Annotated in this window: 15 protein-coding genes; 1 reads left to right on the forward strand and 14 read right to left on the reverse strand. The window is 54.6% G+C overall.

What is annotated here, in order from left to right; all coding sequences use genetic code 11:
• Nucleotides 1-79: 79 nt before the first annotated feature.
• From V8F51_RS27430 to V8F51_RS27495, 14 genes are all read right to left on the reverse strand, one after another.
• Entirely contained in the window at nucleotides 80-2,830 is a 2,751-nt protein-coding gene (locus tag V8F51_RS27430) for a transglutaminase-like domain-containing protein (protein ID WP_337103690.1), read from the reverse strand.
• The gene (locus V8F51_RS27435) at nucleotides 2,817-4,193 is read right to left on the reverse strand and encodes a DUF58 domain-containing protein (RefSeq protein ID WP_337103691.1); all 1,377 of its coding nucleotides are present in this window, start codon (nucleotides 4,191-4,193) and stop codon (nucleotides 2,817-2,819) included. Before V8F51_RS27435 ends, V8F51_RS27430 begins: the two co-directional genes overlap by 14 nt.
• Nucleotides 4,190-5,230 carry an AAA family ATPase gene (locus tag V8F51_RS27440; protein WP_337103692.1) on the reverse strand — a complete coding sequence of 347 codons (1,041 nt, stop codon included), beginning with the start codon at nucleotides 5,228-5,230 and terminating at the stop codon, nucleotides 4,190-4,192. Before V8F51_RS27440 ends, V8F51_RS27435 begins: the two co-directional genes overlap by 4 nt.
• A 190-nt stretch (nucleotides 5,231-5,420) precedes the next feature.
• Nucleotides 5,421-6,779, reverse strand: coding sequence for a polysaccharide deacetylase family protein (locus V8F51_RS27445; protein WP_337103693.1), 1,359 nt, complete (start codon nucleotides 6,777-6,779; stop codon nucleotides 5,421-5,423).
• A 435-nt stretch (nucleotides 6,780-7,214) separates the two neighbouring features.
• Nucleotides 7,215-8,066, reverse strand: a complete 852-nt coding sequence (locus V8F51_RS27450) for a MetQ/NlpA family ABC transporter substrate-binding protein (RefSeq protein WP_337103694.1) — start codon at nucleotides 8,064-8,066, stop codon at nucleotides 7,215-7,217.
• A 50-nt stretch (nucleotides 8,067-8,116) separates the two neighbouring features.
• The gene (locus V8F51_RS27455; protein WP_337103695.1) at nucleotides 8,117-8,782 is read right to left on the reverse strand and encodes a methionine ABC transporter permease; all 666 of its coding nucleotides are present in this window, start codon (nucleotides 8,780-8,782) and stop codon (nucleotides 8,117-8,119) included.
• Complete coding sequence (locus tag V8F51_RS27460; RefSeq protein ID WP_337103710.1) at nucleotides 8,779-9,780, reverse strand: methionine ABC transporter ATP-binding protein; 1,002 nt, start codon at nucleotides 9,778-9,780, stop codon at nucleotides 8,779-8,781. Before V8F51_RS27460 ends, V8F51_RS27455 begins: the two co-directional genes overlap by 4 nt.
• A gap of 336 nt (nucleotides 9,781-10,116) precedes the next feature.
• The gene (locus V8F51_RS27465) at nucleotides 10,117-11,424 is read right to left on the reverse strand and encodes a family 4 glycosyl hydrolase (RefSeq protein WP_337103696.1); all 1,308 of its coding nucleotides are present in this window, start codon (nucleotides 11,422-11,424) and stop codon (nucleotides 10,117-10,119) included.
• A 30-nt stretch (nucleotides 11,425-11,454) separates the two neighbouring features.
• On the reverse strand, nucleotides 11,455-13,893 hold the full coding sequence (locus V8F51_RS27470) for a beta-mannosidase (protein WP_337103697.1): 2,439 nt from the start codon (nucleotides 13,891-13,893) through the stop codon (nucleotides 11,455-11,457).
• A gap of 55 nt (nucleotides 13,894-13,948) precedes the next feature.
• On the reverse strand, nucleotides 13,949-15,466 hold the full coding sequence (locus tag V8F51_RS27475; RefSeq protein WP_337103698.1) for an alpha-N-arabinofuranosidase: 1,518 nt from the start codon (nucleotides 15,464-15,466) through the stop codon (nucleotides 13,949-13,951).
• 20 nt (nucleotides 15,467-15,486) lie between these two features.
• Entirely contained in the window at nucleotides 15,487-16,428 is a 942-nt protein-coding gene (locus V8F51_RS27480) for a glycoside hydrolase family 43 protein (RefSeq protein WP_337103699.1), read from the reverse strand.
• A 62-nt stretch (nucleotides 16,429-16,490) separates the two neighbouring features.
• Nucleotides 16,491-18,026, reverse strand: a complete 1,536-nt coding sequence (locus V8F51_RS27485; RefSeq protein ID WP_337103700.1) for an extracellular solute-binding protein — start codon at nucleotides 18,024-18,026, stop codon at nucleotides 16,491-16,493.
• 73 nt (nucleotides 18,027-18,099) lie between these two features.
• Entirely contained in the window at nucleotides 18,100-18,969 is an 870-nt protein-coding gene (locus tag V8F51_RS27490; RefSeq protein WP_337103701.1) for a carbohydrate ABC transporter permease, read from the reverse strand.
• A 16-nt stretch (nucleotides 18,970-18,985) separates the two neighbouring features.
• On the reverse strand, nucleotides 18,986-19,930 hold the full coding sequence (locus V8F51_RS27495) for an ABC transporter permease (protein WP_337103702.1): 945 nt from the start codon (nucleotides 19,928-19,930) through the stop codon (nucleotides 18,986-18,988).
• 263 nt (nucleotides 19,931-20,193) lie between these two features.
• Between V8F51_RS27495 and V8F51_RS27500 the strand changes: the two genes are divergently transcribed.
• Nucleotides 20,194-22,494 carry an AraC family transcriptional regulator gene (locus tag V8F51_RS27500; protein ID WP_337103703.1) on the forward strand — a complete coding sequence of 767 codons (2,301 nt, stop codon included), beginning with the start codon at nucleotides 20,194-20,196 and terminating at the stop codon, nucleotides 22,492-22,494.
• Nucleotides 22,495-22,545: the final 51 nt, after the last annotated feature.

A 22,545-nucleotide genomic window follows, 5' to 3' on the forward strand; every position in this document is an offset into this window, starting at 1 on the left:
TGAGTCCGTAACGTCTGCGAAAAAAGGCCGTCCACTGATTGCTCGTGGACGGCCTTTTGGTTGTGCGCCAACGCCGCGGTTATTGATTCGCGTGGCGGGGCGCGGTGTCTGCCGAAGGAACATTCTCCTTCGGCGGCTGCTTGATGAGCGTGCGCAGCACTGCGCGCAGCTCTGCAGGTGTCGGCGCGCCGGACCAGAGGCCCGGCCGGCCGAATTGCGCTTGCTCCAGCCAGAGTGTCATCTGGCGGAGAGCGTCCTGCTGGGCTGCCGCTAAGCCGGACTCGGCTGCGGCTGCGTATTGCCGCGCCGTCTGATGCGGCGCGCGCTCGCCGAGACGGCGATGCATGAGCGGCGCGAGCGCCGCAGCAACTGCGGCGAAGCGCTCGCGCAGGCGCGTCTCTTCGCCGCCGGGCGAGGCCGATGCGCGGCCGCGACCGCTTTGGCTGCGCGGCGCAAGCGTCGGCGCCTGCGGCGCTGCGCCGCCGCCTAGGGCAGGCGCGTCAGCTTCGCTTGCGCGGCCGCGCCGAGCAACGCCGGCGTGGGCCGCGCCATAGCGGCGCAGCGCCAGCGCCAGGCGCAGCCGTGGCCGCTGCGCGGCAGCCAGCGCTGCTAACGCCAGCGCCAGCACGCCCGCGCCTGCGGCGCTGGCAGCGGCGGGCTCTGCCGCCGCGCCCTTGGCGGCGCTCTGCGCCGCCCCCGCGAGCGCATCCGCCGCTCGCGCCACTGCCGAGGCGGCGCGTTCCGCCGCCGCCTCGAACGAGCGGGCTGCGCCCGCCATCCACGGCGAGCTCGCCTCGCCTATATCGCCGGCGCTGACGCCTACCGCGCCGCCACTGCCGGATGCGGCGCTAATCGCCGCCGCATCCGCATCCGACATGACGCCGGTGAATCCCGGCGTCGGATCGAACGGCATCCAGCCTGCGCCCGGGAAATACACTTCCACCCACGCATGCGCATCCGAAGCGCTGACGGCGTAATTAGCGAGCCGAACGCCGCCGTTGCCCGCCTTTACCTCAACTTCTGAACCGCCGGCAGCTCCATCGCTCACGCTCCCCGCCGAGGAATCGTCCGCCAGCCTAGTTCCAGACGTAAAACCCTTCACCCATCTAGCGGGTATGCCTTGCGTCCGCAGCATGACAACCATCGCCGAGGAGAAGTGCACGCAATAGCCGCTTTGCTGCTCGAACAAAAAGTAATCGACAAAGTCGGCGTCCGCAGGCGGTACCGTACTGTCTGCGAGCGAGTACGTATAGCTCGTACGCAAATAATCTTCGATCGCGGTCACCTGATCGAAACGGCTCGTTACGCCTCCGCCCGCGACTTCGGATGCAAGCGCTACTACACGGCCCGGCAACGATTCCGGCAGCTGCAAATAAGGCTCAAGATCCTCATCCAGTCCGGATGCCGCAGCCTCGTCCCCCCCATACTCCGCCATCTGTCCGTCCTCGTATTCGCTTAACGCACGCAGCTTTACGCCGTCTGTTACCGGCATTACGCTTTCAATCGTATATCGCTCCACCTTCGTCGATTGCGACGGCGCATACAGCGAATCGGCGCGCTCGTTATACATGAAGCTGCCAAGCTTCCTGCGCGGATCGGAAGCGATCAGCTCCGTAACGCGGCTGTCGCTGCCCGAAGCAAACAACGGCATGGCAGCCACAGGCTCCTGCCATACGATCATCTGCCGAATGACCGTTTCATCGCCGATTTCGTTCGACTGGACAGCTTGCGCTGCATCTTCATCCGAAGACTTCCTTACCGGCATAAGCGTCACGTTGCTCCAATCATTGCTCCACCCTCTGCCGTCATACAAATTTTTCGATTCGCCCCGCCAATATGCGGCAACCGGTGAGCTCCCCGTAAAAATAATGCGCCCGTCCTTCCGCAGAGGAGCTCCAAGCTGGCTGTCGTCGAAGCCGTAGCCGGTCAACCCGCTGCTTGACACGAATCCGCCGGCTCGTTGAAACGTTGGCGCGGAACCGCCGCCTTGACTGCCAAGCGCATTCACGGCATGTTCTATTTTCTGCGATAACGATTGTGTCCACCCGGCAGGAGCCATCGTCGTCTCCTTGCCTCCGGCAAACAACAATCCGCAGCCAATGATCGTAACCACCAGGAACAATGAACCCGTCAGCCAGCCCGTATCCAGACGCTTCACCGCGCCTATTCCCGCCGCCAAAATACGTTTTGCTCGCGGGACAGTTACGATCGCGCCAAGCAGCAGCCCTTCCGCAACGGTGCGCAGCAAGCCGCCCATGACATCAATGCCTAACCATGCATGAAGCACAATTAAGTAACCTGCCGTAATGCCGGCAAGTCCGATCGCCGTCTGGCGCAGCCATAGCAGCGCTTGAAGCGCCGGTGCGAGCATCGCCCAGCCTGCAAGCAGCATAAGCGTGCGAAGTTCACCGGACATCGCCCACAAGCCGTTGTTAGCCATCATCGCGAAGTCGTCGCCAAGCAGCTCGGGAAACCCCATTAACCACTCGAGCATACCCTCGCTATCGCCCTTATACATGAAAGCAAGAGCAAACACGCAGAGCACGACGCTGAACGCAATCGTCACCGCCATCGGCATACGGAATAATCCTGCCGCGAGTACGCAGCCGATAACGGCAAGCAGCGCCATCGGATGATAAATGGCCGCCCATTCGCCAGCATCCGTCCATGGGAGGAGCCACTCCGCAAGCAAACCAAACAATAACAGGCTCGTCACGGCTTTGTAGGGCAGTGAGTGCTCATCCGTCGTGATACTGCGATCAGATGCCGAGTCGGCGACCCGCTTCATTCCGCTCCATTTGCCTTCCGCATTAGATCTAGGCGTAGACATGCAGCTCGCCTCCTTCCTCAGCAAAAGGAAGCTCGTTCATGACTGCCGGAATGTGCAGCCATGTCACCTTCACGCCGCTGCTCTCCAGCCACTTCTGCTGCTCTCTCATCGCGAAAGTAGGCACGGCGCTCTGCACGGCGATGAACAGCTCCAGCCTGCAGCTCTTGGATGCTGCATAAGCAGCCAAATCTCCCCATTGCTTGCCGCTTCGCCAATCGCCGGTAAAAGCAAGCATCGCGCCATCCCGCTCTATAAGCTGCTCCTCAAGCAGCAGCAATGCCGCTATCGACTCTCCGCTGTCGCACTTTGCCCGCGACATCGCGAGCAGCAGCTCCGATACGCGCGTCAAGCCGTCTCCCTCCAATCCCGAACGGACAGCGCTAACACCTGCTCCGTGCTGCATAAGTAGCGTCACCTGTGCTCCAGTAACTGCAGTTTGCTCGGCAGCAAGCGCCGCCCAGCCCGCGCAAGCGTCGAATAACCGGTCATTCCCGTCATAACCCGCCGCGCACGTATCCAATACAATGCACGTACCAACCGGTGTCTCTTGGCTGTGCAGCTTCGTCTGCAAGCCCCTTCCCCTCGCCGCTGACCGCCAGTCCATATGACGCAGCGAGTCGCCGGCGCGGTACGGCCGACTGTCAGGCCCGATTCCGGCCGTTTTCGCTATAGCTGTCCTGTCCTCACGCGCATTCGCGCCTGAGTCCCGTCCCGTACCTGTATAGACCGCCTCCGAGCCTTCCGCCGCTTTTTGCGCAGCTCGATCAGCCTCGTCTATTTGCTCCAAGGCAGGCAAGGCAGGCAAAACGGTAATCGCTTCCGAGTGACAGTCCACTTGCTTCGTAATGGCAGTTAAACCGAGCCAGTCGCCAACCGTCACCGACATCGGCGCGAAGGAATGACTTCCTCGCCGCAATCGGCGCAGCTTATATGCGAGCTCCTTGTCCTTCTCCATAAGGGGAATGAATACCGCCCCGTATACGACTCGGCTTTCCTTCATCGTATAAGCGTTGGCGATTTCCTCGCGCACTGCGACCCATATGAACGGAATTGCCGCACGCCGGGCAATCGACAGCCTTACGCCAGCCTCTCCGCCGTCTCTCAGCATGACTCCGTCAACGCTGCGAACAGCGCTCAGCCCCGCGGCAGCAAGCGCCGGCATAAGTCCGCTTATTAGACTGATCATCGTAAGCACGGCCGCCATGAACCATTCTACCGCTCCGCCGCGTATCATAACGGCCGCAACCGAGCAGCCCCAGCCGACTGCAATCAGGCACCATAGCCACCACTTCGTGCGATAAGCGCGTATAGAAATGATTTCATCCTCATCAATAATCGCATCTGAATCCAGGCGACTGCTCATCTGCGCCTCCCGGCCCCTTGCGCTGCGCTTACCCCGACAGCAGCTGCCGGCCAAGGAACTTCACGAACCGCGCGCTTAATGACGGTGAGGGCATCGGGAGCGTTAGAGGATGCAACATAACGCATCGCAAGCCGATGCGGAAGGACGGCCTCCGCCGTTGCCAGCACATCATCGGGAATCGCATAACCGCGTCCGTCTACATAAGCGCTTGCCTGCGCAGCGCGCAGCCAGTCGCGCAAAGCGCGAGGACTAAGTCCAAGCAGCACCTCAGGCGCTCGTCTCGTTACGGCCGCCACCTGTACCATATATTCAATTAAAGCCGGATGCATATGCGTTTGGCGCGCTTCCGCCTGCATCTGCAGCCATTCCTCCGTTGCAATAACCGGCCGCAGCCGCTCAGGCTCGACCCGCTTCCGGTCAGCGTACTGCTCAAGCAGCTTCTTCTCTTCCGCCGCTGCCGGATAGCCGATCGACAGCCGCATCATGAACCGGTCGAGCTGCGCCTCAGGCAGCGTATTCGTTCCCTCGAAGCTAAGCGGATTTTGCGTCGCAATGAGCATGAACGGGACAGGAAGCCTGCGAGTCTTCCCTTCTATGCTGATTCGCCGTTCTTCCATTGCTTCAAGCAGCGCGGATTGCGTACGCGGAGAAGTACGGTTAATCTCATCGGCCAACACGACATTCGCCATAATCGGTCCAGGCCTGAAGACGAGCTCGCTCGAGCGCGCATCCCAGACGACGCCCCCGATCACATCGGCCGGCAGCATATCCGACGTGAACTGTATGCGCTTGAAATCACCGCCGACAACGCGGGCGAAAGCTTGCGCAAGCATCGTTTTGCCAACGCCAGGCACATCCTCCAGCAGCACATGACCTCCCGCCAGCAGCGCGATAAGCGTATGTCTAATGACGTCTTGTTTTCCTAGCAAGACACTCTCTACCTTCACTAGCAATCGATTCAATAACACTTGCGGCGGTTCAGCCCAGTGGCTATGCGGCAGTTTATCTTCTTCCTCGGACAATTGGGGAGCATTCATCGTATAATTCGCCTCCTGAAAAATAAATCTATCTATTTTTCAGTCTCCCCAGCTTACTCTCGCTTTAGACCTGCTAGAATCGGATTCGGCCGCTATTTTAACGTATAGGAAGGTATATGAGTTTGCTCATACTTTCTCTATACGTTTCGACGAAACGATGGCGTCTATTGAAAGGACGCCGTCAGGCGTTTCATCTTACCCAAATCTCGCGTCGCTCCGCGTTATAGACATAACTCTCAATTGCTAGACCGAATTTCTGAAGCGTAGAACGGACAGGAACGATGGCCGCCTCGTCTCTCCCCTTCGCCCCGCCAAGAGCGAAGTCGGTCAGCCAATAGATACGCTCGCCGTTATAATAAGCTTCCACGACGCCGCTATCCGGATCAAGCTCGGCTGTGCCGCCGATCCACTCGGTCAGCTTTGCAAGTGACACCTTGATCGAGCCTTTACTTAGGGAATACTCCTCCGGCGATAACACCAGCTGTTCCTCGCCTCTATGAAGGATGAGATTCGGCTCCGCATGCACCGGCTGCGGCAACGTCATCCGATCTCTGCTCAGCTGCTCCGCATAGAGCACAAGCGCCGCCTTCTCGCTCTCCTTCACGGCAGGTCTGCTCCACTTCAGCTTTTTGGCCAATGAAAAATGGATCGGCGTCACCGCTGTCGTAATCGGCGCGAACGAGTAGCCTTTTTCCTTATAATAAGCAATGATCGCAGGCAGCGCCTTCACTGACTCCTCATGCCCTCCGCCGTCGTGCAGCAGCACGTTCAAGCTGTCCGCAAGCTTCGAGCCCTTCACCGTCGCGATAATTTCCGACGACGGCACGCCGCGCCGCTTGGAATCGCCGCTATCTACATTCCAGTCGTGTACGATATAACCTGCGGCAGCCATCGCGTCAAAATACCCTTGATCGAAGTTGCTGTAAGTCCCGCCTGGTGCGCGGAACAGCGGCGTTCTGACGCCGGTTGCGGCGAAGATCGCATCGTCGGCCTTCATCACCTGCTCCGCGAATACGGCGAAGCTGCCGTACAGCTTCTCGTATTTATGATTATAGGAATGATTGCCGATGGCATGGCCTTCCGCAAGCACTCGCCTCGCAATATCGGGCTGCTGCTCCACCTGCTCTCCAAGCATGAAGAACGTCGCCTTAATGCCTTCAGCTTGCAAAATATCAAGCACCTGCTCCGTATGCTGGCTTGGACCGTCGTCGAACGTCAAATAGACGGTTTTGCCGCTTGGCTTAGTTGGCGCAGGAACAACGGGCTCACTCGCGATTGCAGCCTGCTTCGTTTGCACGTCTGGCTCTTGCTTCCCAACAGCTTGCTCTATCTCCACGTCGTCAGCAGACTCATAAGCGGCCGGCTTTGCGAGCAGCGGCTGCTTCTCGGTATGCGTAATCGTAATAGGAGCAGCAGGCGCGGCAGCCGTCAGCTCGACCGCTGTCGCCTCTACAGCCGCTTCCCCTTTGTACACTGCCCATCCTCCAAGCTCGAACATCGTGACCCATACTACAATTACGCAAATAGCCGCCTGCATCGTCCGCCGCATCGACATTGCCACCCTTCTCTACCATCATCGTAATGAATTTCAACCATGTGATAGATTATATGAAGGGCAAGTCTAGTAAATGACAGCCTCCTCCAAAATGACTCTACTCTATGATCGTCATTCATCTGATGTAGGTAACACGATAGCGGATTAGCTGGCTTTTGGAGCGTACCGCTGCTCACCGCCGGATAAATGGCTCGATAGTTGCCTTTCATCGAACTAATTGTGCCGATTCGCCACCAACTTACCAAACTAGTCCGTTTAATTGCCTGATATCGAACTAAACAGCCGGCTCGCTTGGCACAAGACTAATTAGTTGCCTAGAATGATACTAGAGTGGATTAGGCACCAAATCGCAGCACAAGAACTCCATAATTTCCTAAACAACAAAAAAAAGCGCCCACCGCTAGGGTGGACGCTCGCTTCAATCATCCGTTAAAATGCAGGAACGATCGAGCCTTTGTACGTATCTTCAATAAACTTCTTCACTTCCGACGATTGAAGGGCGGCTGCAAGCTTCTTGATCGCATCGGAATCCTTGTTATCCGGACGGGACACGAGGATGTTCACGTAAGGCGAGTCGCTGCCTTCGATGAATAGCGCATCAGTGGTCGGCACAAGATCGGCTTCTAGAGCGTAGTTCGTGTTGATGAGCGCCAGATCGACCTCGTCCAGCACGCGAGGCAGCGTCGCTGCTTCTACTTCTCTAATGTCCAGCTTCTTCGGATTTTCCGTAATGTCGCCGACCGTTCCGTTCACGCCGACGTCTGCCTTCAGCTTAATCAAGCCGTTCGAAGCCATCAGCGCCAATGCGCGTCCTCCGTTCGACGGATCGTTCGGAATGACGACTTTCGCGCCATCTTTTAACTCATCGATGGTTTTGATTTTTTTCGAATAAGCGCCGAACGGTTCGATATGAACGCCCGCTACGTTAACGAGATCGTAGCCTTTATCCTTGTTGAACTGCTCGAGATAAGGCGTGTGCTGGAAGAAGTTCGCGTCGATCTGCTTCTCGTAGAGCTGCGTATTCGGCTGCACATAATCATTGAATTCAATGATTTCGAGCTCGATGCCCTCCTTCTCGAGCAGCGGCTTCACGACCTCCAATATTTTGGCGTGCGGCACCGGCGATGCGCCGACCTTCAGCTTCACTTTCTCTGGCTGTTCGCCGGCGTTGCCGGCATTATCGGTTGGCTCTGCTCCGTTACCGTTATTTTTGTTTTGTCCGCATGCGGCCAAAGCAAGCACGAGCATCAGCATGACAAAGATATATCCTGTTTTTTTCATCTCTAGCCCTCCTATGAATGTAGCTTCTCTCCATATTTCTACTTTATTCCTTATTTGCGGCTATAGCGGCTAACAAGCGCGTCGCCCGCCATCTGGAGCAATTGCACCAGGACGATGAGCAGCACGACCGTTACGAGCATGACGTCGGTTTGGAAGCGCTGGTAGCCGTAACGAAGGGCAAGATCGCCCAATCCGCCGCCGCCGATTACGCCCGACATCGCCGTATACGATACAAGCGTCACTGCCGTAATCGTCACGGCAGCCATTAATCCGGGCCGAGCTTCGCTTAGAAGCACGCGTCGCACAATATCCCATTTGGAAGCGCCCATTGCTTGCGCCGCCTCGATTACGCCGCGGTCCACCTCGCGCAGCGATGTCTCAACCAGCCGAGCGAAGAACGGCGTTGCCGCAACGACAAGCGGCGGAATTGAACCTTCCACGCCAAGCGACGTTCCCGTAATCCATTTCGTAATCGGCATAATCATAATCATCAATATGACGAACGGCACCGAGCGCAAAATATTTACGATAAACGACAAGACGCCATATACAATCGGCTGCTGCAGCAATTGCCTGCGCGAGGTCAGGAATAACACGACACCCATGATCAAGCCTAAAATAATGGTGAACAGAAGCGAGGCCGTCAACATATACAGCGTATCCTTGGTAGCCTCCCAAATTTCATCCCAGCGCACGTTCTCGAAGCTCATCATCATAGCGTATCCACCTCCAGCCCTTCCTTCCGCAGAGCCGCAATGACGTTATCGATCTCGCGATCCTCGCCTAGCAGCTCCACGATCAGCTGTCCGTAAGGCGTTTGCTTCATCCGCGACACAGTCCCCTGCAAAATAGCGAACTGCACCGGCGTATGCTTCACCGCGTTGTACAGAATCGGCTCATACGTAAGCTCTCCAACGTAAGTGACGCGAAGCAGCCGTCCCTGCCGTTTCTCCAGCAGCAAGCTTGTAGCGCTCGTATCGGACACTTGCTCGACGAAATCGCGCGTCACCGCATGCTCCGGCTTCAGAAACACATGGAGCACCTCGCCCATTTCCACGATTTCTCCCTTGTCGATTACTGCTACACGGTCACAAATGGATCGAATAACTTGCATCTCATGTGTAATCAACAGAATTGTAATGCCTAGCTTGGCGTTAATATCGAGCAGCAGCGACAGAATCGAGTTCGTCGTCTGCGGGTCAAGCGCCGACGTCGCCTCGTCGCATAGAAGTACGTCGGGATTGTCCGCGAGCGCTCTCGCAATGCCGACACGCTGCTTCTGCCCGCCCGACAGCTGCGAAGGATACTTGTCTCCATGCTGCTCCAGCCCGACAAGCTTCAGCAGCTCGTCCACGCGAGTGCGTACGGCAGATCCGCTCTGCCCCGCCAGCCTCAATGGAAAAGCGATATTGTCGCGCACCGTCGACATCGACAACAGATTGAAATGTTGGAAGATCATGCCGATTTTGCGTCGCTGCGCCTGCAATTGACGCTGCGACAGCCCCGTCAGCTCCACCTCGCCTACCTTCACCGTTCCCGATGTCGGGCGCTCCAGCAGATTGACGCAGCGCAGCAGCGTGCTCTTACCGGCGCCGGAATGCCCGATTATGCCGAATATCTCGCCTTTTTTGACGCTTAAGCTTATATCTCGAACAGCCTCTACCGAGACAGCCCCGACCTTGTACGATTTCGTAATGTTATGCAGCTCTATCAGATGCGTGTGCCCCCTATCGTGCCATACCATGCGGTTGCCCGCTCCGTACTCCCCTATTACAGCAAGCCATATTGTATAAATTGGATGTCGCTCCGGTCAACGCACAAAATGTTCCAGTCTGCCCATTCATGCTCTATTGTCTCCAACATAGATCGTTTCATTAGTATCTGTTGCAATAGTAATGCAAATAGAACATGCAAATAGATGGAAAAAACCATGTTAATTCCGCCAATAGGACTACTTTCAGCTAACAAGTATCCTACGCAAAAAAACCGCCTCTCCCAAGCATTTGCTCGGGGTTGACGGTTCATCATTAGACATGAAAATGATAAGTTCCTATTTAAATTGAGGCAGCAGGTCGGCATGAATAGCCAGCATCCGGTCAACGGCAACATGGGCCGCTTCCTTGTTGCTAATAGCCGGATCGAGATCTACGGCTTGGTGCACAAGCGCAGCATCACCTTTGGCAGCAGCCTCGGCAATGATCTCGTGTACGTCGGAAATTCGGCGCACGGCCGCAGCCAACGCATCCGGCAGAGCAGGTATGGCAATCGGCGTCCACTCGCCTCCTTCGATCCGGACAGGCACTTCGACGATACGCTCCGAAGGCAGCTGCGGAATCGCACCGTTATTGCGGATGTTCAAAATATCGAACGTCCGCGTTGCGCCCGATTTCAGCGTGAGCGCGACATCAATGGGATGCTCCCAGCTCGGGTGGTTGAACAGCACCTCCCAATCGCCGCTCTCGCCGGAGGCGATCGCCTGCAGCTCCAGCAGCCGCTGTCTCCGCTCTTCCTCCGTTCCATGGTAAGGAGGGGTTGTCGCATAATGAATATCCTCCTGCAGCGGCAAATATTCGGCATGATGATCGACCGCACCCGCGGCGACAGCGCCGTATTGCTCCAGCCATCTGCGCATCACCTTCAGCTCGCGGCGCTTATGCTCCGGCAGCGCGGACCAATCCCCTTCCTGTACGAACGAGATAAGCGCCGGCAACAGATCCTCGCCAGTCTTCCTGTCCTTCATCGATACGACCCAAGCAAAATGGTTCAATCCCGCCGTTACGATATCAACGTCCTCCGGCTTCTTGCCTACTAACGCCGGCAAGAACGCATAGCCCTCAGCGCCTTGGTAGGCGATATTACAGAAGCCTGCTGCCTGAATGGACGTATAGCGATCAATGGCCGTTACGACACGCGGCATCGGATTCGTAACGTCCAGTATTCTTGCCTGCGGGCAAACCTCCTCCATATCGCGGCATACATCGAGAAGCAGTGTAATCGAACGCAGCCCGTTCATGAGCCCGCCGACGCCTCCGCACTCTCTTGCCTGATCCGCCATGCCAAGCTCGTTCAGAATATCGTAGTCCATCGCCCAGCGGCGCGCCCCTTGCGGCGAAGCCGATACAATGACGTAATCCGCGCCCGCGAGCGCTTGGCGACGATCCGTAGTTGCCGATATGCGTACCGTAACCCCAAGCTTATCCGCAATGCGGCGTCCCGCTCCCGCCATCGCCTCCACTGCCTCGGCATTGGGGTCGACAAGCACAAGCTCATCGTTCATTAAGCGATTCTTAACGATAACATCCTCCAGCACCGTAGGCGCGAAGACAAAGCTGCCTCCGCCGATCAATACGAATTTCATATCCATTCCCCTCTCTGTTCAAGCTCTATGTTAGTAGCCGATATATGGCACGTTGTTAAGGCAAATGGCTTCGAACTTCATATCCTCCAAAGCCGGTTGATGAACGGTAATGATCTTCGACTCGTTCGCCCTCAGATCGAAGAAGTTGTCCGATAACAGCGCCGCCACATCTGGAATGCTCACGTCCTTCGCGAACGTATCGCTTGTTACGGTCAGCTCAATATCGCCGTTAGCAAGTTGCTTCTGCGCTACCGTAAGCTTCGCAGGCCGCAGCTTCAGATCATACGGCTTGCAGAGCAAGTACGAGTTGACGGCAAGCAGTTGCCCCGCTTCATCGAACAGTTCAACGAAAGCCACTATACGCGACGGATTATAACCGCCCAGATCCACTTGTCCGATAAGGGTCGCTTGATGTCCATCAAGCTTCACCTCGAACTGCTGCACGTCAATGACCGCATCGTTGTCCAGATCATACCATTCAACGGCAACGCCGCCGGAGAAGCCGCCTTGCTCATGGATAACGTAAACGTCCGCTGCCGACGCGCCGATCTCGACCTTAAGCAGCGCGTTCGGCGTTTGGAAGCTTCTCTTCAAGTAGAAGTATGACGCTTTCTGCACCTTGTCAAAGTCTTGAATCGACCAGCTGATCGATGGCCATAGATCGCTCCACTGCCAGACGAGCACGCCAGACGTATCCGGCATTCTCGAAATCCAATGCTCAACGCCCGTCCGCAGCGCGTTCGCCTGCATTAATTGCGACAAATAAACATAATCGTCGCGTCTAGCCGGCAGATGATAGTCCGCGGTAATGTAATACATCAGCTTCTGATGGCCGTAGACGCCTTTCTGAATCGCATGGATCTTCTCGCCGTGCAGCATGCCCGAAGCGTCCACCTTATTCATGACGCGATTGGACGGATAGCTCTGCATCCCGAATTCCGATAAGAAGCTTCCTTCAATATTGCGGTAATTCTCATACGGCTCGGTACGTCCCCATACATGCCAATAATGCTGGTCGCCGTACGTACCTTCGTAGTTGTTATGATCGAACGCATGCGCGTACGGACTCGAAGGCCAATACGGACGCAGCGTATCCTGCGCACATACCTCATACATGAGGTCAAAAAATATTTTTTCGCCGAAGCCGTGAGCGCGATGCTTGCGGCTTCGCTCGATGAACGTCATATTCTCATTATTGCCGCACCAAAGCACGATGCTCGGATGGTAGCCGTATTCCGTAATGATGTAATCCACCTCTTGGCGAACAAGCTCGCAGAACGTATCATCGTCCGGATAATCGCCGCAGGCGAACATGAAGTCCTGCCATACCATAATCCCTTTCTCGTCGCACTCGTCGAAGAAAGACTGGCTCTCGTATACGCCGCCGCCCCATATTCGAATCATATTCATGTTGCCGGCCGCAATCGCGTCGATCTCGCGGCGGTAATCTTCTCTCGTATCCTGATTCGGATAAAGCGTCAGCGGAATCCAGTTCACGCCTTTGCAGAGCATCGGAATGCCGTTAACTTCGATAATGAAGCGCCGTCCCTTCTCCTTGTAAGGCTGGGATATCTTCACCTCTCGAATGCCGACGGTCCGCTCCAGCTGGACGGAAGCAGCAGCCGATACAACAGACACCTCAAGCCGATACAGATGAGGACTGCCATAACCTGCCGGATACCAGAGCTTCGGATTCGCAACCTCGAAGGAAGCACTCAGCTTCTGATCGCCGGGCCTCAGCTTCACCGCTTCCCTTTTCTCCGCGCACACGGTATCTCCTTCATATAAACGGTAGACGATCTCGGACGCCAAGCTTTCCTCACGGACGTTGCGGAGTGAGAACGACGCGTTCAGGATTGCTTTCTCTTCTGAAAGACGGGTCAAGTTGTATCCGAGGCGCTCCGCCTGAATCGCGTCATAAGCTTCGATGCTGACCGATTTATGAATGCCTACGGTGACGAGGCGCGGACCCCAGTCCCAGCCATAACCGTATTGCGCCTTCCGACCCTGCAATCGAACGGTCGAGCCGTTCCACAGCTTCAATTGCTCGCCGAATAACTTCTCCTTCTCTGCGAGTACGGCTGTCGGCGACGAGATGCTTACGACGAGTTCGTTCTCCAGCTTGGCTACGCCTTTAATCCCGAATCGGTATGGAACGAACATGAGCTCCGTTTTGCCGATTTCCACACCGTTAAGCGTGACGGAAGCATACGTATCGATGCCCTCGAACAATAGATCGAGCGCATCCGATTGCAGCATCTCCTCGCTAAGCGAGAACTTTCGCCGGTACTCCCAATCGTCGTGCTCGATCCACTCCACCTTCGATTCGAATAACGGATCGTTTTCGTCCGGAACGACGCCCGCCAAAGCAAGATCGCGTTGAACGAATCCTGGAACCTGGGCACGATAGGCTTCATGGCTCCTCTCATGCGTCAACTGCCACGTTCCATCCAACAACAGCTTAATCATTTCTCTCTCTCCCATCCTTAACTCTTTATTCGTCAAGCCCGCTTGGAGTGATCAGCTAGACCGTCGCGAGCGTCGCGGTGAATACGGTAACCGAAGCAGCCGGAAACACAAAATGAAGCTTTCCCTCATGGATGAAGCCGGCTTCAACCTTCTTAGGAACGACGGTATCCGGTTGTTCGAATGTATTGTGACTGTTCAATCTCTCATGCGAAAGCTGCTCTGCCGACCATTCCCCTGCAGTCTCCCCAGGAAGCTCGATAACCGCATCGATCGCATCCGACGCATGAAGATTGACGACGCTTAGCGTCAACACTCCGTCCTTCACGGAAGCCGTTCCCTTTAATGCAGGGAGTGAATCTTTCGTCGTCCCGTTCGCGAAGGTCACAACAGGTGAACTTAGCTCCAATCCGACGCGTCGCCCTCCTTTATGACCTTGATAGAGCTTAAACACATAGTAGGTAGGCGTTAGGATCATCTTTTCTTCCTTGGTCAAAATAAGCGAATGCAATATATTAACGGTCTGCGCAAGGTTGGCCATCTTCACGATATCGGAATGTTCATGGAAAATTTCCAAATTGACGGCCGCAATAATAGCGTCCCTCATACTGTTCTGCTGCCATAGGAGCGGGTCCTCTCTGCGTCCCTTGTGCCAGGTGCCCCACTCTCCTACAATGATGTCGATGTTCCGCTCGGGATCATATTCATCCATCATCGCCCGCGTCTCCAGTATCATCTCTTCTACCTTCATGCTTTCAGCGATAAGCCGATACCACTCGTCCACCGTAAACTCCGTTGGCGTCCCCGCATGCGCGGAGCTGTTCCATGTATAGAAATGAGCATCGTAGCCATGAAGGCGCGGCTTGCGCCACTTCGCCAGCTGTCCGAAAAACGCCGACGTCCATTCCTTGCGCTCCTCCAGCTTGTTCCCGTCCGGACCGCAGGCGATCAGATACGATGGTTTACCGTAAAAATTAGGAAAGTTGCTTTCAAAATGCCGATAAGCGTCCGCGTAGGTATCCGGCATGAACTTGCCGCCGCAATCCCAGCTTTCGTTGCCGATTCCCCAGTACAATACGTCAAAGGGCTCGCTTGCCCCATTTGCGATTCTTTCCTTCGATAGCGTCGTACCATCCGGGAAGTTGCAATATTCCGCCCAGTCCCGCAGCTCTTTCGGCGTACTGGTCGCTACATTGCCTCCAAGCCAAGGCTGCGCTCCGAGCAGCTGGCAAAAACGCATAAACTCATGCGTGCCGAACTCATTGCGCTCTACTTCGTCTGGCCCCCAGCGGCTGGTGACCTGCGAAGCCCGCTCTCCGCGCGGTCCAATACCGTCGCGCCAATGGTACTGATCGGCGAAGCAGCCTCCGGGCCAGCGAATGACCGGCGGATTGATTTGTTTCAAGGCTTCGACTACATCCAATCGAAGCCCGTCCATATTCGGGATAGCCGAGTCCGGCCCTACCCAAATTCCGTCGTAGATGCAGCTTCCGATATGTTCGATGAAATGGCCATGAATATTGGGATTGATTACACTTAACTCCTCTTGCACACGCACTCTGATTACGTTATTCATCTGAAATCCCAACCCGCTTTCTATCGCTGAGTCCCTTTCATCGGCCTCGCTTGAACGCCTTCGAAAGTCATCTCGACGGGACGAATGCTGCCGTCCTCTTCGAACCATAATCGGTCCATGCAGACGACTCGGTTCTGGGCGAGCGTCTCGGACAACGGTCTGCGATGGTACACGATGTACCATTCATCCTCACCCGGTATTTGAATCATCCCGTGATGACCCGCTCCGGTCGCGACGTCCGGGTTTTGCTGCAATATTTTTCCGACGCGCTTAAACGGTCCTACCGGAGATTCCGAGATGGCATAAGCCACCGAATAACCCGGGCCTCCCCATCCGCCTTCGGCCCACATGAAATAGTAGCTTCCGCCTCGCTTGATCATGCAAGGTCCTTCCACGAACTGCTCCGGCGTCACTTCCTTGTATATGTCCCCGTCTTCGAATGCCGCTAAGCTGATCATGTCGTCGTTCAGTCTGACCACGTTGCAATGCCCCCACCCGCCATAATACAAGTAGGCGATGCCGTCGTCGTCGATGAACGCATGCGGATCGATCGGCTGCGCACCGTGATGAAACCGGTCAATCAGCGGCTTCCCTAGCGCATCGCGATATGGACCTGCGGGATGATCGGCGACCGCGACGCCGATGCCTCCAAGCTCATCATTGCTCTGGATATCGTTAGCCGCGAAATAGTAATAGTAGCGGCCATTCCGCTCAATAGGAGAAGGCGCCCACATGGCACGTCTAGCCCATGGAATGTCGCCTAGCTCCAATATGCGCTCCACTTTCGTCCACTGGACCAAGTCCTCGGAATGAAACGCATCGAAATGGGTCTGTTGATCGTAAGGTGCCGAATAGGTCGGATAGATCCAATACTTCCCTTCGAAAATTCTAGCCTCCGGATCGGCATACCAGCCTGGGAACACCGGATTGCCCGACAAGCTGGCATTGTGAGATTTACCCATTGATTTATCCCCCTTCATAAGCGAAATCCGCAGCCTAGACCGCGGATTTCGAATTATGCAAACTATTGGTTTTGCTTCGCTTGCCATTCTTTGAACTGCTTCTGATATTCCGCAACGACTTTATCAAGTCCAGCCGCTTTCAAGCTTTCCAGCGCGGCAGGGAAATGTTTGTCGTAAGGCACAACGCCCAATTTGATCGGAATAATGCTCGACTTTACGACGGACAATACGTTCGCGTACTCTACCGCGATCGGTTCCGTGTTCAAGCGGAAGCCAAGCACCGGCGAGAATTCAACCGGGTTCGTCGGTTCGGTTGTTTGCGTCTTCAAGTAGTTCTCAGGCGTCTTGGAGTCGAACATCATATAATTGATATTGCCGATCATCCAGGAATCGAAATAGTAGTTCTGGTCGTTGGCGTCGCGGATGATGTCGATCGTGCGGTCGCCTACCGTCTTGAAGTTCGTGCCCTCGATACCGTAGAGGAACAGATTATGGTTGTCCTTGTTGCTGTACAGCCAGTTCATGAACTTGATCGACGCTTCAGGATGCTTCGCCGTAATCGGAACGGCGTTCGTGTTGCCGAATGCCAAGTATTGAAGCAAAGGCTTCTCTGCGGACAGGTAACCTTCTTCGATCTTCGCTGTCGGATTGTTTTTCGCAATCGCGATGGATGAGTACAAAGCGCCGTTGGTGCTGAACAGGAAGTCGCCAAGCGTCATTGCTTTGTCGCGCTCTTCTTTTTTGTATGTCAGAATATCCGGGTTGATCAGTTTTTTCTCATAAAGCTTACGGAAGAATTCCGCGTCCTTCTTGAACTCTTCGCTCTCGATCCAAGAAGATACATTGCCTTGCTGGTCGACCTTAATGATTTGTTCGCGATAATCGACATAGAACGGCCAGGAATCATACGTACGGTGCAGGAAGATCGGCGAGACGTCTGCTTCGGTCTGGATGTACAAATTTTTGTCAGCGACCTTCTGCATTTTTTCTGCCGCATCGATCAGCTCGTCCGCCGTTGTCGGGAACGATACGCCCGCTTTCTCCAGCAAATCTTGACGGTAGCCAAGCGTACCCATTTCTCCGCTGCCGGAAGTTTCATAGCGCCAGATGGCTGGAATCGAATAGATTTTTCCGTCGATCTTAGCCGCTTCCCACGCGTAATCAGGAATCAGCTTCTTAAGCTCAGGTCCATATTGGTCGATAAGCTCGTCGAGCGGCTGAAGCGCTCCGCGGCCGACATAGGAGCCGACAGGCACGGAGCCGTTCTCCATCACGTGAAGAAGCTCGAATTCTTCGCCCGTGCTAAGCATCAGGTTCGTCTTTTGATCCCATGCATCCCACGGAATATAGTTAATCTCAACCTTTACATTAACGCCATCGGCAAGCAGTTTCTCGTTGACCTTCTTAATCACATTTTCCAAATCAGGTTTCGCCGTGCCAGGAACGGCATAACGTACCGGAAGAACTTCCTCCGTGCTGTTCCCTCCGTTGTTGCTGTTGCCACTACCTTCGTTGTTCGAGTTGCCGCATGCCATCATAAGGACGACAAGCATTACAATTGCCAGACTTGCAGGAATGAATCGAAGCTTTTTGTGCATTTTCTGTTTCCCCTCTCTGCAACTTTTATTATATATAAAGCTTTTCAGCCGTATATCAAAATTTGTTGGTAGCTTAGCCTTTGACCGCGCCGACGATCAGACCTTTGATAATGAACCGTTGCAAGAACGGATAGAGCAGGACGATAGGCCCGATCGTAATGATCGCGATTGCCATCTTGAACGATTCGGTCGGCGCCGTCACGTTGGATACCGCTATGCCTTGCATCTGGTTGATCATGTTAATCTCCGACTGCAGCTTGTAGAGCAAATATTGAAGCGGGTACAAGCTTTCCTTGTCGACGAGCATGATCGCGTTGAACCAGTTGTTCCAATACCCTAGCCCATAAAATAACGCAACCGTCGCGAGAACCGGCAACGACAACGGGAAGACGATTCGGAAGGCGATGTAGGCATCGCTTGCCCCGTCGATACGCGCCGATTCCAGCAACGCCTCCGGCAGCTCCTGCATGAAGTTCCGGACAAGGAACAGGTTGAACGGGCTGAAGATGAGCGTCGGGATGATCAATGCGAGCAGATTGTTTTTGAACCCGAGAAAATCGTTCATCATATACCAAGGCACAAGGCCGGCATTGAACAGCATCGTAATGAAGAAGAACAGCGCAATCGGATTGCGGTAGCGCACTTGGCGATTGGCGAGCATGTAGCCTGCCATTCCCGTAATGATGACGGCCGCCAGCGTACCGATAACGGTAACGCCTATCGATATGCCATAGCTCTGAAGCAGCTGTCCGTTGCTGGCGAAAACCGATTTATAAGCTTCTAGCGAGAAATGCTCAGGGAAAAAACTGTAACCGTTTCTTAGTATCGATTGTTCGTCCGTGAACGATACGATCAAGACGAGCAAGATCGGCAGCGTGCACATGAGGGCGAACAAAAAGATGAACAAGGTGTTTATAATTTGGAACAGATCGAATTTTTTCACGTAGATTCCCCCTCCCTTAGAACATGGCGCTGTCTTTGTTGAATTTTTTCACGACCCAGTTCGCGGACAGGACAAGCACGAAGCCTACGACCGATTGATACAGACCGATGGCCATCGCGATCGCCGGGTTGCCCGAGGTACGGAGCGTACGGAACGTGTACGTATCAATTACATCCGTCGTCGAGTACAGCATGCCGTTGTCGCCGATGATGGCGTAGATCATGCCGAAGTCGGAATAGAAAATTTTGCCGATGGCCAGCAAAGTCAGAATGGATACGGTCGGCATGAGCATCGGGATCGTAATCGATTTGATCTGCTGCCAGCGGTTCGCACCGTCGATCTTCGCCGCTTCGTACAATGAATCGTCGATTGCCGTAATGGCTGCCAGGTAGATGACCGCCGACATCCCCGTTTCCTTCCATACGCTCAGCGCAACAAGAATCCAGGTCCATGGCTTCGGATCGGAATACCAGTTCTTCGGATCGAAGCCGAACGTCTCGAGCAGGTTGTTGATAAGGCCGTGCTCCGTGGCGAACAAGCTGTATACGATATAGCTGACGATGATCCAAGACAGAAAGTGCGGGAACAGCAAGGTCGATTGCGATACTCGCTTAAAGACGCGCGATCGGATCTCGTTTAATAAGATAGCGAACAATAAAGCAACGAGTGTTCCGAATACGATCGACAGGAAGTTCAGCTTGATCGTATTCCATGTCACCATGCTTGCCGCAGTGGAATGGAAGAAGAACTCGAAGTTTTTCCACCCTACCCACTCGCTGTCGAAGATGCCTTTCGTATAACTGAACTTCTGAAAAGCGATCACCATGTATGGCAGCGTCATATATCCGTAGATAAGCGTGTACAGCATGGCCGGCAGCACCAGTAAATAGGAAACCGGATTTTTCCGGATGTCGGTAAAAAAGGTATAACGTTTTGCGCGTTTGGCTATGGTGCGCTCCATTCGGTCGTCCTCCTTCGTGTTCGTCAAGATGTCGTTCTTGGCTGTTCTCAGTATGCATTCGGGAACAGGGGGCTGTGTAGTTAAAACATTTGAAAACCGTTTAAAATCGGGCTTTTTCGGCACTTTAAATATCGGATGCGGCTACAATTTTTGCGAAAAGCACACCGTCCACGTTGCAAAAAACGGGCATCTATTTTAAAGTTTGAACATCAAGAGGTGTAAGCGGTTTATAAATAGAGAGAGTTTAGGGGGATGGGACCCGGATGAGATGGAATCCGTTTTTTCGTTATGCCGTTTATCGTAAAATGCTCATTAATTTCGTGCTGCTTGTCGCCCTGGCCGTTCTCGCCGTCAGCAGTACGCTCTACTTTCTGTTCGCATCGAAGACGGAGCAAACGATCAGCAAGCATGTCATTTCCATGCTCCAGCAGACAAGCTATGCCTCCAACATCGTGCACGAGCAGATCGGAACGATCGGCAGCCACCTGCTGAACAATAACCGCATCATCACGGTATTAATGAACAAACAGTTCGACCGGGTGCAGGAACGCGACGCGATGGAAATTATGATCGACATCCAATCGACGTACCCTTTCATCAAGCATATGGGGATTTATAACGACAATACGAAACGTTACTTGAGCACGGCGGGAGCGCCCTATGAGCTGAATGAGCTGGAGAAACAGCATCTTGCGAATATGTCGGAGCTTGCTTATATGAGTTACTTTACGCAGGAGCTGCGCCTTTCCTATGCCGATAGCGCAAGCCCGGCCGAGCATGTGATCACCTTCATCCTGCGGCCTAATTACGCGCTTTCTTCTACTTATAAGGGAGCAATCGTCATCCATGTGGATGAAAAATATATATTAAGCACGATTAAGTCGATCAGCAGCGGCAGCGACGACGTCTTCGTCATGGACGCCAGCGGCCTTGTCTTGTCCCATACCGATCCTAACCAATTCATGAAGCGGTTCAATGAGCTGCCCTATATACAGCGGATTTTGGATTCGAAGGAAACGACGAGCCATTTCAGAACCGATATCGACGGCAAAAGTCAGCTCGTAACGTTCGTCCGCTCCAGCCAGTTGAATTGGTATTTCGTAAGCATCAAGCCGTATCAGTCGCTGATCTCGGATATCTCGACGCTGCGCGGTTATACGACGCTGATCGCCTTAGCCATTATCGTCCTTGGCATCCTGACGGCCTATGTAGCGACTAACAAGCTATACAATCCACTGGGCAGGCTGATCGGCAAGGTTCATGAGGTGACGGGAGCGGGAGGCGCAGACCAGGAACGGAATCGAAACGAGTTCTCGCTGCTGTCGGAGGCGTTCACGAACGTCGTCGATCAGGCGTTGTCCGTGGAAATGGCTCAGCAGCAATCGCTGCCGGTGCTGAAGAAAACGTATTTGCAGCATTTGCTGCGTGGAACGCATACAGACTTATCTTCGACTCACGTCCTGCATTCGGCGATCAATGCGCCGTTCGCAAGTCCTTATTATGCGGTTATTCTGGCGACGATCGACCGCTATGACGAATTCGTGACGAAGCAGGACCAGACGAAGCAAGGCTTGTTCCGCTTCTCCATCAACAATATTAGCAGCGAGCTGCTCATGAAGCATGCACCGAACGAAACGATCGTCGTGGACGAGCGGACGCTTGCCGTTCTCATGATGCTCGATTCGCCAATCGATCCGGGCAAGCTGCTGCTTACGCTGACAGAGATTCAGGAAGTCATTCAGAGCTTCTTCCACTTCTCCGTATCGTTCAGCATCGGCGATATCGTCAGCGATCGGAACGATATTCAGCAGTCGTTCGCATCGGCACAGGAATACGCGAATTATCGCTTCTTCTACGGTCATCAATCCGTTATTCAGACGGAGATGGTGCTTAGCCAGCACAATTCGGCTCAGGCTTATCCGGCGCAAGCCGAGAAGAAGCTAATCGAGGCGCTGCGCCTGGGTCATGCCGACAAGATCGAGCAGGCGCTCGGCCAATTCACGAAGAAGCTGCGCGAGATGAGCTACTATCAAGCCGTTCTGAGCGCGAACCAGCTGCTTGGCTCGCTGCTTCGCACGTTCGACGAGACGCTGCCGATCATGCAGGACTATTCGAAGGAATATTACGATACGGTCAATGCGCTGCCGAAGCAGGAGACGTTAGAGGAAATCGGGACGCTGCTGTGGAATTTCTGCCGGCTCATCAGCGTGCTTGGCGAGAAGAAGCAGCCGACCAAGGCGGACAGCGTCATCGATACGGTGTGCGCCTACTTGCAAGAACACTACCATGAGCCCGATCTTGGCATCGAGGCGATCGCGAGCGAGGTTCAGCTCTCGCCGGGTTATCTGGGCAAGCTGTTCCGCAGCCATACGCAGGTGTCGTTCAACGACTATTTGAAGAACATCCGGATGGAGGAAGCGAAGAAGCTGCTGCTCGAGACGAGCGAGCCGGTAGCCGCTATCAGCGAGAAGGTCGGCATTCTGAACACGACCTACTTCTTCACCTTGTTCAAAAAAACGGCCGGCCTCTCCCCTTCGCAGTTCCGGGAGCAGCATGGGAAATAGCGCGATGTATGGCGGCTAGCAGTCGACAGCTAGCCCTATATTGGATTTTTG

It is taken from the genome of Paenibacillus sp. YIM B09110, assembly GCF_037167145.1.
Classification (GTDB): domain Bacteria; phylum Bacillota; class Bacilli; order Paenibacillales; family Paenibacillaceae; genus Pristimantibacillus.

Excerpts from the sequence above, each read along its gene's own strand:
- V8F51_RS27430 (WP_337103690.1), bottom strand. The coding sequence starts at position 2,830 with ATGTCTACGCCTAGATCTAATGCGGAAGGCAAATGGAGCGGAATGAAG.
- V8F51_RS27435 (WP_337103691.1), bottom strand. The coding sequence starts at position 4,193 with ATGAGCAGTCGCCTGGATTCAGATGCGATTATTGATGAGGATGAAATC.
- V8F51_RS27440 (WP_337103692.1), bottom strand. The coding sequence starts at position 5,230 with ATGAATGCTCCCCAATTGTCCGAGGAAGAAGATAAACTGCCGCATAGC.
- V8F51_RS27445 (WP_337103693.1), bottom strand. The coding sequence starts at position 6,779 with ATGCGGCGGACGATGCAGGCGGCTATTTGCGTAATTGTAGTATGGGTC.
- V8F51_RS27450 (WP_337103694.1), bottom strand. The coding sequence starts at position 8,066 with ATGAAAAAAACAGGATATATCTTTGTCATGCTGATGCTCGTGCTTGCT.
- V8F51_RS27455 (WP_337103695.1), bottom strand. The coding sequence starts at position 8,782 with ATGATGATGAGCTTCGAGAACGTGCGCTGGGATGAAATTTGGGAGGCT.
- V8F51_RS27465 (WP_337103696.1), bottom strand. The coding sequence starts at position 11,424 with ATGAAATTCGTATTGATCGGCGGAGGCAGCTTTGTCTTCGCGCCTACG.
- V8F51_RS27470 (WP_337103697.1), bottom strand. The coding sequence starts at position 13,893 with ATGATTAAGCTGTTGTTGGATGGAACGTGGCAGTTGACGCATGAGAGG.
- V8F51_RS27475 (WP_337103698.1), bottom strand. The coding sequence starts at position 15,466 with ATGAATAACGTAATCAGAGTGCGTGTGCAAGAGGAGTTAAGTGTAATC.
- V8F51_RS27480 (WP_337103699.1), bottom strand. The coding sequence starts at position 16,428 with ATGGGTAAATCTCACAATGCCAGCTTGTCGGGCAATCCGGTGTTCCCA.
- V8F51_RS27485 (WP_337103700.1), bottom strand. The coding sequence starts at position 18,026 with ATGCACAAAAAGCTTCGATTCATTCCTGCAAGTCTGGCAATTGTAATG.
- V8F51_RS27495 (WP_337103702.1), bottom strand. The coding sequence starts at position 19,930 with ATGGAGCGCACCATAGCCAAACGCGCAAAACGTTATACCTTTTTTACC.
- V8F51_RS27500 (WP_337103703.1), top strand. The coding sequence starts at position 20,194 with ATGAGATGGAATCCGTTTTTTCGTTATGCCGTTTATCGTAAAATGCTC.